Source organism: Brevundimonas sp. GW821-FHT10E09 (genome assembly GCF_058809375.1).
Window position 1 is genome coordinate 98,705 of sequence record NZ_JBXASO010000013.1, and the last position, 13,056, is coordinate 111,760.

The 13,056-nt window shown below is 67.6% G+C and carries 13 protein-coding genes; 11 read left to right on the forward strand and 2 right to left on the reverse strand.

Features of this window, described 5'->3' with window-relative positions; translation table 11 throughout:
- Positions 1-72: 72 nt before the first annotated feature.
- From AC1RSI_RS13250 to aguB, 3 genes are read left to right on the forward strand one after another with little or no spacing between them, the layout of a single operon-like run.
- Positions 73-1,092 carry an agmatine deiminase family protein gene (locus AC1RSI_RS13250; protein ID WP_154726378.1) on the forward strand — a complete coding sequence of 340 codons (1,020 nt, stop codon included), beginning with the start codon at positions 73-75 and terminating at the stop codon, positions 1,090-1,092.
- Positions 1,089-1,484, forward strand: a complete 396-nt coding sequence (locus AC1RSI_RS13255; protein ID WP_154726379.1) for a four helix bundle protein — start codon at positions 1,089-1,091, stop codon at positions 1,482-1,484. Before AC1RSI_RS13250 ends, AC1RSI_RS13255 begins: the two co-directional genes overlap by 4 nt.
- On the forward strand, positions 1,481-2,386 hold the full coding sequence (aguB, locus tag AC1RSI_RS13260) for an N-carbamoylputrescine amidase (RefSeq protein WP_154726380.1): 906 nt from the start codon (positions 1,481-1,483) through the stop codon (positions 2,384-2,386). The genes AC1RSI_RS13255 and aguB overlap by 4 nt, the downstream gene beginning before the upstream one ends.
- Here the strand turns inward: aguB and AC1RSI_RS13265 are convergent.
- On the reverse strand, positions 2,383-3,123 hold the full coding sequence (locus AC1RSI_RS13265) for an alpha/beta fold hydrolase (protein ID WP_154726381.1): 741 nt from the start codon (positions 3,121-3,123) through the stop codon (positions 2,383-2,385). The genes aguB and AC1RSI_RS13265 overlap by 4 nt on opposite strands.
- A gap of 72 nt (positions 3,124-3,195) precedes the next feature.
- Between AC1RSI_RS13265 and AC1RSI_RS13270 the strand changes: the two genes are divergently transcribed.
- The 6 genes from AC1RSI_RS13270 (at position 3,196) to rplT (ending at position 9,050) form a co-directional block, all read left to right on the forward strand.
- Positions 3,196-4,158: a glycosyltransferase family 9 protein gene (locus tag AC1RSI_RS13270; protein WP_154726382.1), complete on the forward strand. Its 963-nt coding sequence runs from the start codon at positions 3,196-3,198 to the stop codon at positions 4,156-4,158.
- A gap of 124 nt (positions 4,159-4,282) precedes the next feature.
- On the forward strand, positions 4,283-4,804 hold the full coding sequence (infC, locus tag AC1RSI_RS13275; protein WP_035309352.1) for a translation initiation factor IF-3: 522 nt from the start codon (positions 4,283-4,285) through the stop codon (positions 4,802-4,804).
- A gap of 139 nt (positions 4,805-4,943) precedes the next feature.
- Positions 4,944-6,950: an alpha/beta hydrolase family protein gene (locus tag AC1RSI_RS13280; protein ID WP_447941205.1), complete on the forward strand. Its 2,007-nt coding sequence runs from the start codon at positions 4,944-4,946 to the stop codon at positions 6,948-6,950.
- Between the two features lie 28 nt (positions 6,951-6,978).
- Positions 6,979-8,280 carry an MFS transporter gene (locus AC1RSI_RS13285; RefSeq protein ID WP_291752797.1) on the forward strand — a complete coding sequence of 434 codons (1,302 nt, stop codon included), beginning with the start codon at positions 6,979-6,981 and terminating at the stop codon, positions 8,278-8,280.
- A 164-nt stretch (positions 8,281-8,444) separates the two neighbouring features.
- The gene (gene rpmI, locus AC1RSI_RS13290; protein ID WP_003166435.1) at positions 8,445-8,642 is read left to right on the forward strand and encodes a 50S ribosomal protein L35; all 198 of its coding nucleotides are present in this window, start codon (positions 8,445-8,447) and stop codon (positions 8,640-8,642) included.
- Between the two features lie 54 nt (positions 8,643-8,696).
- Positions 8,697-9,050, forward strand: a complete 354-nt coding sequence (rplT, locus tag AC1RSI_RS13295) for a 50S ribosomal protein L20 (RefSeq protein ID WP_008258832.1) — start codon at positions 8,697-8,699, stop codon at positions 9,048-9,050.
- A 106-nt stretch (positions 9,051-9,156) separates the two neighbouring features.
- On the opposite strand, the gene AC1RSI_RS13300 is transcribed toward rplT, so the two are convergent.
- Positions 9,157-10,767: a response regulator gene (locus AC1RSI_RS13300; RefSeq protein WP_447941204.1), complete on the reverse strand. Its 1,611-nt coding sequence runs from the start codon at positions 10,765-10,767 to the stop codon at positions 9,157-9,159.
- A 160-nt stretch (positions 10,768-10,927) separates the two neighbouring features.
- Here AC1RSI_RS13300 and AC1RSI_RS13305 point away from each other — a divergent pair, with 160 nt between their 5' ends.
- Both AC1RSI_RS13305 and pheS read left to right on the forward strand, forming a co-directional pair.
- Entirely contained in the window at positions 10,928-11,905 is a 978-nt protein-coding gene (locus AC1RSI_RS13305) for a polysaccharide deacetylase family protein (protein ID WP_291752835.1), read from the forward strand.
- Positions 11,906-11,968: 63 nt separating this feature from the next.
- The gene (gene pheS / locus AC1RSI_RS13310) at positions 11,969-13,045 is read left to right on the forward strand and encodes a phenylalanine--tRNA ligase subunit alpha (RefSeq protein ID WP_291752837.1); all 1,077 of its coding nucleotides are present in this window, start codon (positions 11,969-11,971) and stop codon (positions 13,043-13,045) included.
- The last annotated feature ends 11 nt before the right edge of the window (positions 13,046-13,056 follow it).

A 13,056-nucleotide genomic window follows, 5' to 3' on the forward strand; every position in this document is an offset into this window, starting at 1 on the left:
GTTGGGGCCATATGGCGCGGCTCGCGGGTCGCCCGCCCGCTCCGTTGGACCCCAGACAGGACCTGCCCGCCGATGACCGCTCCCATCTCCGCCGCCGTTCCTGCCGAGTGGGCTCCGCACCGCGCCATGTGGGTGGGCTGGCCCAGCCATGCGGAATACTGGTTCGAGGCGCTGGAGCAGGCGCAGGACGAGGTCGAGGGGCTGGTGCGGGCGCTGGCCGGGCCGGGGCGCGAGCAGGTCAGGCTGATGGTCGGCAAGGCCGAGGTGCTGGCGGACGCCCGGGCGCGCTTTGAGGGCGTCGAGAATGTCGAGGTGGTGGCCGGTGAGTTCGGCGACATCTGGCTGCGCGACACCGGGCCGATCTTCGGCGAGGGGTCGAAGACGGCGGCGGCGTTCAAGTTCAACGGCTGGGGCGGGAAATACGACATGCCGGGCGACGATCTGGTCGCCGGTCAGATCGGCGAACATGCGGGCGTGGCCCTGACGTGGAACGATTTCGTCATGGAGGGCGGGTCGCTGGATCATGACGGGGAGGGGACGGTGCTGACCACCCGCCAGTGCCTGCTGAACCCGAACCGCAACCCGGCCTGGAACCAGGACGAGGCGGTCGCGACCGCCGCGCTGGAGGCCGCCATTGGCGCCAAGGCGGTGCTTTGGCTGGGCGACGGCCTGTTGAACGACCACACAGACGGACACGTGGACAACCTGGCCCGCTTCGTCGCGCCGGGCGTCGTGGCCTGTCCCATCGCCTGGGGGCGGAACGACCCCAACGCCGAGGTCTATGACGCCACGGCGCGCGATCTGTCGGGCATGACCGACGCGGCGGGGCGTAAGCTCCGTGTACTGAGAATCCCGTCTCCGGGCCTGGTGCTGGACGAGGACGAACGCCCGATTCCGGCCAGCCACATGAACTTCCTGATCGCCAACGGCGCCGTGGTGGTGCCCACCTATGGCGACGACGAGGCCGCGCGGTTCGCCTGCGAGGCCCTGGCGACCGCCTTCCCTGATCGCGAGATCATTCCGCTGCCGTCCAAGGCCATCCTGACCGGCGGCGGCTCGTTCCACTGCATCTCCCAGCAGGAGCCGGAATGAGTGGTGAGTGGCGAGTGGCGAGTGGCGAGGTTCGTCACTACCGCGACCTGCTGGTCTGGCAGAAGGCGCTGAGCTGGGTCGAACTTGTCTATGCGGCGACCCGCGAATGGCCGTCCGATGAGCGTTTTGGACTGATCAGCCAAGTCCGGCGGGCTTGCGTGTCTGTGCCTTCCAACATCGCCGAAGGTTGCGCCCGGCGTTCCACGCCTGAATTTCTGCGTTTCCTCTCTATCGCCAGGGGATCGCTGGCGGAGGTGGAGACCCAACTGATTATCGCCCAACGGCTGACCTATCTGGAGGACGCCGCACTGACGCGGCTGCTCGACTCCGCCGACGAAATCAGCCGGATGCTTTCCGGCCTCATCTCCAAGCTCGAGGAGCGCACGAAATGACTTCCCTCGCCACTCGCCACTCGTCACTCGCCACTTCCAGAACCATCACCGTCGCCGGCATCCAGACCTCTTATGGCGAGGACATGCAGGCGAACATCGTCAAGACGATCGACCTCGTGCGCGAGGCGGCGGGCAAGGGCGCGCAGGTGATCCTGCCGTCGGAACTGTTCCAGGGGCCGTATTTCTGCGTGTCGCAGGAGGAACACTGGTTCACCCAGGCCTATGAATGGCGCGAGCATCCGTGCGTCACGGCCATGGCGCCGGTGGCCAAGGAACTGGGTGTGGCCATTCCCGTCTCGATCTTCGAGAAGGACGGGCCGCAGTATTACAATTCGCTGGTCATGCTGGACGCGGACGGCGAGGCCCTGGGCGTCTATCGCAAGAGCCATATTCCCGACGGTCCCGGCTATCAGGAGAAGTATTATTTTCGGCCGGGGGATACGGGCTTCAAGGTCTGGAAGACGCGCTTCGGCAAGGTCGGGGTCGGCATCTGCTGGGACCAGTGGTTCCCGGAAGCCGCGCGGGCGATGATGCTGATGGGCGCCGACGTGCTGATGTATCCGACCGCCATCGGCACCGAGCCGCATGACGCGACCCTGCACACGGCCCAGCCGTGGCGGCGCGCCATGCAGGGGCACGCCGTGTCCAACGCGGTTCCCGTCGTCGGGGCCAACCGGATCGGGCATGAAACGGTGACCGAGGTCGGCCAGACCTTCTACGGCCATTCCTTCATCGCCGATCAGCAGGGCGATCTGGTCGAGAGCCTGGGCGCCGAGGAGGAGGGGGTGCTGGTGCACCGCTTCGACCTGGATGAACTGGACAAGTATCGCGCCGCCTGGGGCTTCTTCCGCGATCGGCGGACGGATCTATATGGGGTGTTGACGGGGGCGCGGGGGGCTTAGCCCCGCATCCCCTCCACCGCCGCCACCAGCCGGTCGAGGTCTGAGGGCGTGGACAGCCGGTGGTCGCCGCCCTCGATCAGGTCCAGGCGGACGTCGCCGCCCGTCAGACGTTCGATCAGTTCGACCTGGTGACGCCAGGGGACCACGTCGTCGCCGCGGCCCTGCAGGATGTGGACCGGGGCGGCGATGTCGATGACGCCGTCCAGCAGCAGCCAGTCGCGCGCCTCCTCGAACATGCGCCGCGTCAGGACATATTCGCCCAGGCCTGCCTCGACGATCAGGGTCTCGCCCTCGCGCAGGATGGCCTCACGTTCGTGATCGGCCAGGCCCGGCCACATCAGCCGTTCGGTGAAGTCCTGGGCCGGATTGACCAGGACCAGGCCCTTGATCCGTTCCGGCCGCGCCAGGGTCGCCAGCAGGGCGACCCAGCCGCCCATCGACGAGCCGACCGGGATGATCGGGCCGGACAGGCTGTCGATCAGGGCGACCGCATCCTCGCGCCAGCGGCCGATGGTGGCCTGGCGCCAGTCGCCCGAAGACTGGCCGTGGGCGAAATGGTCGTAGCGGACGAAACTCCAGCCGCGGTCGCGCGCCGCCGCGTCCAGGGCCAGGGCCTTGGTCCCCTCCATGTCGGAGCGGAAGCCGCCGACCCAGACGACGGTCGGGCCGCCGCCCTCGATGCGTTTGAAGGCCAGGGTTTCGCCGTCGGGGCGGGACAGGTGCTGGATGTCGGTCATGGGGGGTGTTCTGCCCGGACTTTCCTTCGCCGTCACCCTTGACCGCGCCGCGTGATGGCGGAACACAGGCCCATGTCCGCACCCCAGGTCCTGTTCGTCACCTCCAACCGTATCGGCGATTGCGTCATCTCCTCGGGCGTGATCCGCGAGATTTCACGTCAGGTTCCGGGCGCGCAGATCACCGTCGCCTGCGGCCGGCCGCCCGCGCCCTTCTTCCGCAATGCGCCCGGCGTCGTGCGCACCCTCGTGCTCGACAAGAAGAAGAGGGCCGGACACTGGGTCGATCTGTGGAAACAGGTGCGTTCGACCCGCTGGGATCTGGTCGTCGACATCCGGGGCTCGGCCTTGGCCTATCTGATCCCGGCCAAGCGACGCGTCGTCTATAACCGTTCGTGGGAGACGGGGCTGCGCAAGGTCGAGATGGTGTCGCGGCTGATGGGGGCGCCGACGCCGCTGGACCCTGAAATCTTCCTGGACGATCAGGCGCGGGCCGAAGCCGCCGCCGTCATTGATCCCCAGCTGGCCGGCGGCGCCGGTCCCGGTCGCATCATCGCCCTGGCCCCCATCGCCCACCAGCCGGGCAAGAGCTGGCCCGCAGACCGCTGGGGCGCCCTGGTCGAGAAGCTGAAGGCCGAGCCGCGTTTCGATGGCTGGCGCTTCATGCCCGTGGGCGGACCGGGCGACCGGCCGCCGGCGACGCCGGCGCTGGAGGCTGCCGGGGCTCGGGCCATCGACTTCGTGGGCAAGGGCGACATCCTGGCCTCGGCCGCCGCCATCGACCGGGCCGATCTGTTCGTGGGCAATGACTCCGGCCTGATGCACGTGTCGGCGGCGCTGGGGCGACCGACGCTGGGCCTGTTCGGGCCGACGGAATGGTGGCTGTATGGTCCCTGGGGGCCGAAGACGCGCACGGCGGCCTCGAACGAGACGCGCGGGGAGTTCGCCCCCATCGAGGCTCTGAGCGTCGATCATGTCTTCGAAGCGGTGCTGGCGCTGCACGACGCCTATATCGCCGAAACGCCCGCCAAGCCTTGAAAAACCGGGCTTCTGGGCGCATATTGCCGTCATGAGGGGAACGTGGCGACAGCCGCGTGCATTCGCTCATCACGACACACGCCTTCTTTGACCACATAAGGAAACGACGCCCATTCGCCGTCCCATGCAAGCGCCACCCGTGAAAGACGGGCCGCGTATGAACCAGGATATCCGCGCCCCTCGCGTTCTGCTCATTGATCAGAACGGTGAGAAACAGGGCGTCATGCCCACCTCTTCCGCGCTCGAAGCCGCCGAAGAAGCCGGGATGGACCTGGTCGAGATCGTCTCCACCTCCGAACCGCCGGTGGCCAAGATCCTCGATTACGGCAAGCACCGTTTCCAGGAACAGAAGAAGAAGGCCGAGCAGCGCAAGCGCCAGAAGGTCGTCGAGCTCAAGGAAATCAAGCTCCGTCCGAACATCGACACCCACGATTATGAGGTGAAGGCCAAGGCCATGCACCGCTTCTTCGACGAGGGCGACAAGGTCAAGGTCACGCTGCGCTTCCGCGGCCGTGAAATGGCCCACCCCGAACTGGGCATGAAGCTGCTGAACAAGGTCCAGGCCGATTTCGATGAAATCGCCAAGGTCGAGTTCGCGCCCAAGATGGAAGGCCGCCAGATGATCATGATCCTAGCGCCGCGCTGATCGGCACGATCCATCGCTGATCTGGAAAGCCCCGACCGGACCCGGTCGGGGCTTTCTTTTTTCGCGCGTGGGGCGCGGACCTCTTGCAACTTGCGGGCGGGGCGTCCGAAAAGGAGGTTCGACTCGGGGGAGGACGTGCGTGGTGTTCAGGTCAGGGGCGAAGGCGCTCGCATTTGCGGTCGCGGCTTTGGTTTGCGCAGGGAATGCGGGGGCCTGGGCCCAAAGCGAGGGGCAGGGCGCGGCCCGGAGCGCGGCTCCCCCGCCGCTTGAGGCCTATGGCGCGACGCCGGCCATCGAATATATCGAACTGTCGCCCAGCGGCGACCTGATCGCCCGCATCACCGTCGTGGGCGAGACGCGGGCCATCGCCGTCACCCGGATGACGACCGGCGAGCATTTGTTCGCCGCCGACGTCGGCGACGTCAAGGTGCGCGACCTGCGCTGGATCGGCGAGAACCGGGTTCTGGTCGTCACCTCGCAGACGCGGGGCATCGCCATGCTGGGCGTGCCGCGGTCGGAACTGTTCTTCGGCCAGGTGCTGGATCTGGAGAAGAAGAAGCTGGTCCAGGTGCTGGATCGCACGCCGGACGTGCTGGCCGTGCTTTACGGTTCGGCTTCGATCCGCACCACGCAGGACGGCGAGGCCCTGTTCGTGCGCGGGGTCAATGTCACGACCGACCAGATCGATCTGCACCGCATCGACCTGAGAACAGGGCGCGGCCGCTCCGTGGCCGCGATGGATCGCGAGACTGACGACTATGTGCTGGACGGCGACGGCGAGGTGATCGCCATGGCCCGCTATGTGGAACGCACCGGCCGCTGGTCGTTGCGACTGCCCAACAAGGGGCGCGGCTTCCACGAGGCCTGGGCGATCGACGCCCCGGTGGACACCCCCTCCTTCTACGGCATGGGCCGCACGCCCCGCACGATTGTCATCGGCGCCGACCGGCCGGACCTGGCCCAGCAGGAAACGGATTCCGAGACTTCGGACGTCCTGTTCGAGGTCAATGTGGACACCGGCGAATGGACCCGCCTTCCGTTCGAACACCATCCCGACTTGCTGGTGCATCATCCGCAGACCCGTCTGCTGATCGGCGGCGCCCGCACCGAGGAAGACGGCGTCCGGTACGAGTTTCTGGAACCCCAGGCGTCGCGGCGGTGGCGGTCCATTGAGCGGGCCTTCAAGGACAAGGCCCCGCGACTGGTGTCCTGGAACGATGATCTGAGCCTGGTCGTCGTCTTCACCGACACGGGCGAGGCGGGTCAGTATCAACTGGTCGATTTTGATCGCGGCGTGGCCGACAGCCTGGCCGAGTCCTATCCGACCATCGCCCCCGAACAGGTCGGCGCCGTGCGCCCCATCCACTACGCGGCCCAGGACGGGCTGGATATTCCCGGCTATCTGACCCTGCCGCCGGGCGTGTCCGAACCCTCGGGCCTGCCGCTGGTGGTTCTGGCCCATGGCGGGCCGGCGTCGCAGGACGTGGCGGGCTTCGACTGGTGGGCCCAGGCCCTGGCGTCGCGGGGCTATGCGGTCTTGCAGGCCAATTTCCGGGGATCGACCGGCTATGGCCGCGACTTCCTGGAGGCCGGCTATGGCGAATGGGGGCGCAAGATGCAGACGGACCTGTCCGACGGCGTACGCTGGCTGGCGGGCGAGGGCATCATCGACCCGGCTCGTGTCTGTATCGTCGGCGCCAGCTACGGCGGCTATGCGGCCATGGCGGGGCTGACGCTGGACGGCGACGTCTATCGCTGCGGCGTGTCCGTCGCGGGCGTGTCCGACCTGCGCCGCATGGTCAATTGGGAAGCGCGGCAGGAAAATCGCAACGACAGCCAGACGGTCCGCTACTGGAACCGGTTCATGGGCGCCGCGCGCCTGAACGACCGGGCGCTGGACGCCCTGTCGCCGGCGCATCTCGCGGCCGCGGCCGACAGTCCCCTGCTGCTCATCCATGGCAAGGACGATACGGTGGTGCCCATCGAACAGAGCCGGGTCATGGCCGAGGCCTTGCGCCGCGCCGACAAGCCGGTGGAACTGATCGAGCTGCAGGGCGAGGATCACTGGCTGTCGCGTTCCGTGACGCGCCGGCAGATGCTGGTCGAGACGGTGCGGTTCCTGGAGGCGAACAATCCGCCTCGCTAGGCCTGATACGCCGCGCTAAGGCTGGGGCATGACCGTTTCGCCCGTTACGCCCCCCAAGGTTCGCGCCCCCGCCCTGGCCGTGCTGTTCTCAGTGGTGTTCATCAATCTGGTCGGGTTCGGCCTGGTGGTGCCGCTGTTGCCCTTCTTCGCCCAGAGCCTGAAGGCCGAGGCGTGGCAGATCACCCTGATGTTCTCGGCCTATTCGCTGGGCCAGTTCTTCGCCGAACCCTTCTGGGGGCGGCTGTCGGACCGGATCGGCCGCAAGCCCGTCCTGCTGGCGACGCTGGCGGCCAACACCGTCGGCTATCTGATGCTGGCCTTCGTGCCCAATATCTGGCTGGCCATCGCGGTGCGCCTGTTCACCGGACTGGGGGCGGGCAATATCTCGACCGTTCAGGGCTATGTCGCCGACGTCACGCCGCCGGAGCAGAGGGCGGGGCGGATGGGGCTGATCGGCGCGGCCTTCGGCCTGGGCTTCATCGTCGGGCCGGGGCTGGGCGGCCTGCTGACCCAGCCGCAGCTGGGACGGCTGGGCTATCAACTGCCGATCTTCCTCGCTGCGGCCCTGGCGGCCATGGCGGCGGTCGGGGTGATCGTCTTCCTGCGCGAGAGTCGGGCCAAGGCCGATCCTGCGGCGGCGCGTCCGCCCTTCCTGGCGGGGCTGAAGGACGCGCGGACCAATCCGGTGGTGTCGCGGGTCCTGGTCGTGACCCTGGTCTATATGGCCGGCTTCTCGGCGATGGAGAGCGTGTTCGGCCTGTGGTCCGAGAGCCGCTACGCCTGGGGCGCGCGCGAGGTGGGGCTCAGCTTCATGATCGTGGGCGTGATATCCACGCTGAACCAGGGCTTCTTCGCCGGGCGTCTGGCGCGGCGGTTCGGCGAGGCGCGGGTGCTGGCGACGGGGATGCTGCTGTTCGGCGCATCGCTTGTGCTGCAGGTGCTTGCGCCGGTCGCCTGGTTCCCCGCGACCCGGCTGGAGCTGGGCGGCCTGTCGATCCCCCTGGTCCAGGGCTGGGTCATTCCCCTGGTCATGGCCGTGGGCGCCTGCGGCATGTCCCTGGCCATGCCCAATATCTCGGCCATGATCAGCCGCGCCTCGCCGCCCGACCGGCAGGGCGCCATGCTGGGCCTGAACATGGCCTCCAGCTCGGTGGCGCGGATCTTCGGACCCATGGTGGCCGGGGCGCTGTTCTCGGGCCTGGGGCACGACTGGCCCTTCCTGGTCGGGGCCCTGCTGACCATCCCGGCGGCGGTGATGGCGATCAACGCCGGACGGGCGATCCGCCGGGGTCAGGTCGCTGCAGAAGCGCCCGCCACGTCCTTGTCCTGACTCATCTTGCGTCGGCCGGCGTCTTCGCTTACAAGCCGCGCCTTCGCGTACCGAACCGCCAGGCGAACAGGCATGCCTAGGCGGTTCATAACTCTGGAGAGACACCTCATCCAACGGGCTCAAGTAGTCCGAAGGACGGTAGCCCCTCCAACAAGGAGATCGAAATGCCGAAACTGAAGACGAAGTCGGGCGCCAAGAAGCGCTTCAAATTCACGGCCACTGGCAAGGTCAAGGCCGGGGTTGCGGGCAAGCGTCACCGCTTGATCAGCCACAACTCGAAATACATCCGCCAGAACCGCGGCACCTCGGTCATGGCCGACGCCGACGCCAAGAAGATCAAGTCCTACATGCCGTACGCCTGATCGGCGCGCGCTGTACGACGGATCTCAACCCAAAGAATTTGAAGGAATAGCGACATGGCTCGCGTTAAACGTGGCGTAACTTCGCACGCCAAGCACAAGAAGGTTCTGGAGCAGGCCAAGGGCTTCTCCGGCCGCCGCAAGAATACGATCCGCACGGCCAAGGCCGCCGTCGACCGCGCCGGGCAATACGCCTATCGCGACCGTCGCGCCAAGAAGCGCAACTTCCGCGCCCTGTGGATCCAGCGCATCAACGCCGCCGCGCGTATCGAAGGCTTCACCTACAGCCAGTTCATCAACGGCCTGAACAAGGCTGGCATCGAACTGGACCGCAAGGTCCTGGCCTCGATCGCCGCCGACGGTGCGGGCTTCAAGGCCGTGGCCGACAAGGTTCGCGCCGCCCTGGCCTAAGGGCGCCGGGCCAAGGCCCGTCCGCGTTCGAAAAGATCAACGCCCGCTCCGGTCTTCCGGGGCGGGCGTTCTTCGTTTCAGGCCTCAAGCCCGGTTCGGGGCGGACTCAGGCGGCTTGCGGCACGGGGGCGGTCTGAGCCGCCGCCAGCACCAGGCGGATGGCGTTCAGCAGGGCGTCGGGCTGGATCGGCTTCTGGGCCACGCCGTTCATGCCGGCGGCGATATAGTCCAGCTCGTCGCCTTCCTCGGCGTTGGCGGTCAGGGCCAGGATCGGCAGGCGCGAGGCCGGGCCGGACAGGGCGCGGATGGCGCGGGTGGCGGCGACCCCGTCCATGACCGGCATCTTGATGTCCATCAGGGCGAGATCGAACGGGCGAGCCTGGACGGCGTCCAGCGCCTCCTGGCCGTTCTCGGCCATTTCGGCGGTGCAGCCGAACATCTCCAGCAGCTTGGCGGCGACGAAGCGGTTGGTGGCGTTGTCGTCGACCACCAGCACATGCAGGGTTTCGTGCGGCGTCGGCTCGGCCATGACCGGACCGACGGCCCCCGCGTCGGCGGCGCAGGCGCTCAGCGGCAGCCGGACCTGGAACCGCGCCCCGCCCATCGGCGAGACGCCCAGGCTGATGCCGCCGCCCATCCGTTCGGCGATCTGACGGCAGATGGCCAGCCCCAGTCCGGCGCCGGCGCCCTCGCGTCCGGCCTTGCCGATATTGAAGGGGTCGAAGATGGTCGCGGCCGCCGCCTCCGGCACGCCGGGGCCGCTGTCGTCCACGGTCAGTTCGACGCTCAGGCCCGTGTCGGAACTGCGGCTGACCAGGGTGGCGGCCACGCCGCCGGTCTGGGTGAATTTCAGGGCGTTTCCGACCAGGTTGTTCAGCAGCTGTTTCACCCGCATCCCGTCCGCCAGGACCCAGGGACCGGCCTCGAGGTCGGTGCGGACGGTCAGGTTCAGGCCCTTCTCCTCGGCGCGCGGCCGCCACAGGGCGTCGATGTCGAAGGCGACGGCGGACAGGTCCAGCGGTTCTTCCTCCAGGGTCAGCATCCCGGCCGAGGCGCGCGACATGTCCAGGGCGTCGGTCAGCAGCCGCAGCAGGCTCTGGCCGGAATCGATGACGGTGCGGACGTAGGGACGAAGCTCTTCCTGTTCGAGCTTCCGCTCCATCAGGGCGGCGACGCCCAGGACCCCGTTCAACGGCGTGCGGATCTCATGGCTCATGACGGCCAGGAATTCGGACTTGGCGCGGCTGGAGGCGACGGCTTCGGCCTCGGCTATGGCCAGGTCCCGCGCCAGGGCCCCCATTTCCTCGGCCCGCTGGCGGTGCAGGGCGGCGCCGGCCTGGACGACCTGCAGAGCCGTGCCGACGCCGACATAACGTCCCTCGGCCACGACGATGAAGCCGCTCAGCAGGGCGCCCAGTTCCGCCGCGCCATAGGCCTGGAAGAAGGTCTCTGCGCTGGTCCCGGCCTCCGCAATGGGGGCGTTGCGGTCCATCAGGCTTTCGGCCGGCTTCTTGGCGTACAGGGCGCGCCCGAACTCGGCCGCCATGCGCAGGGTGAAGGCGTTGCGCTCGATGATGCCGACCGGGCGCCCGTCATCGTTCACGACGGCCAGGGCCAGGGTGTTCGGCTCGGTCTGGAAGCGTTCGAACACCTCGGCGCCCGGCGTGGACGGAGCCACCGGCGCGATCAAGTCAACGAAATCACCGATCAGCGGCATTCGGCCCCCCTTATGTCCACGAAGGCGGGCTTAACCGGTGATATTTAACAACGGCTTTGCCGATCATGAACCTTTCACGGCGCGTTGCGGACAGTTGATCCGAAGGCGGATGATAACAGCGCCGGTTCCCATGCGCGGAAGTCCGGACTAGTCTGGACGCATGGGGATACGTGTCCTGATCTGCGGTCTTGCGGCGGTCGCCGCCCTGGCCTTCCCGGCGGCCGCACAGGACCGCCGGGTCGCCGTGACCTTCGACGACCTGCCCTATCAGGCGTCGGAGGCGGCGCTGTGCGAACCCGCCGAACTGATGCGGCTGACCACGGATTTCGTGGCCATGCTGAAGCCGCTCGACACCCAGGGGACGGCCTTCGTCAACGAGGGCAAGGTCTGCGAGCCTGTCCGGGCCACGGCCCTCCCGGCTGCGCTGAACGTCTGGCTGGACGGCGGGCTTGACCTGGGCAACCACAGCTTCAGCCACATCAACATCCACCGCACGACGGCTGAGGCCTATCTGGCCGATGTGGACGCCGGGGCCCCCAACACGCGCGCGGTGCTGGAGGCGCGCGGCCGGGCCCTGCGCTGGTTCCGTCATCCCTATCTGTTCACCGGCGAGACCCAGGAGAAGCATGACGCCATCGCCGCCGGCCTAGCCCAGCGCGGCTATACGGTCGCGCCCGTCACGATCGACAACAACGACTGGATGTTCGGCGACGTCTATCGCAAGGCCGAGCAACTGGGCGACGAGGCGCTGAAACGGCGGATCGGCGAAGCCTATGTGGCCCATATGACCACGGTGCTGGACTTCTTCGAACCCTATAGCGCCGAACTGACCGGCGGTCGCGAGCCGGCCCAGATCCTGCTGCTGCACGCCAACAGCCTGAACCAGGACTGGTACCCGCAGATCCACGCCCTGTATCTGGCGCGCGGCTATCGGTTCGTGACGCTGGAACAGGCCTTGTCGGACCCGATCTATGCTCATGAAGATCGCTATGTCCGTGCCAACGGGATCTCCTGGCTGCACCGCTGGACCAGCACCGAGGGAAGGCCCATTCGCTGGGAGCCGGAACCGCCCGCCTGGATCGTCGCGGCGAACAAGGCGCCGGCCGACCAGCTTGCCGCCATCGCCTCTGCGCCCTGATCAGGCCCGCCACGCGCCTTCAAGGGTGACGAACGCGCCCCGGCCCGCTAATGCACGGGCCAAATGACCGATCTCGCCACACTCGAACTCGAACTGATCAACGCCATCGGCGGCGCAGAGAGCGTCGCCGCCCTCGAAGAGGTGCGCGTCGCCGCCCTGGGCAAGTCCGGCTCCGTCTCCGGGCTGCTGAAGGGGATGGGGGCCATGAGCCCCGACGAACGCCGCGAACAGGGGCCGATGATCAACGGCCTGCGCGACCGCGTGTCCGCCGCCATCGCCGCCAAGAAGGCCGAGCTGGAGGCCGCCGAACTGGACGCCCGGCTTCAGGCCGAGCGCGTCGACCTGACCCTGCCGGCCCGGCCGCGTCGCAAGGGCGGGGTCCACCCGACCATGCAGGTGATGGACGAGATGATCGCCCTGTTCGCCGAGATGGGCTTTGCGGTCGCGGAAGGCCCGGACATCGAGGACGACTTCCACAATTTCACCGCCCTGAACTTCCCGCCCAAACACCCGGCGCGGGAGATGCACGACACCTTCTTCCTGAAGCCCGATCCCGAGACGGGCGAGCGCAAGGTGCTGCGCACCCACACCTCGCCGGTGCAGGTTCGCACCATGATGAGCCAGAAACCGCCGATCCGCATCATCGCGCCGGGCCGCACCTTCCGTAAGGATTCGGACGCCACCCACACGCCGATGTTCCACCAGATCGAAGGCCTGGTGATCGACCGCGACATTCACATGGGCCACCTGAAGACCACGCTTCAGACCTTCATCGCCCGCTTCTTCGAGCTGGACGAGGTCCAGGCGCGGTTCCGTCCGCACCATTTCCCCTTCACCGAACCCTCGGCCGAGATGGACATCCGCTGCGACCGGTCCGGCGGCAAACTGGTGTTCAACACCGGCGACGACTGGCTGGAGATCCTGGGCTGCGGGATGGTGCATCCCAATGTGCTGAAGAACTGCGGCATCGACCCGGACGAATATCAGGGCTTCGCCTTCGGCATGGGGGTGGATCGGCTGGCCATGCTGAAATACGGCGTGCCGGACCTGCGCCCCATGTTCGACGCCGACACGCGCTGGCTGGCCCACTACGGCTTCTCGGCCTTCGCCGCCCCCAATCCGGCCTCGGGCCTGAGCTGATTGATGTTCCG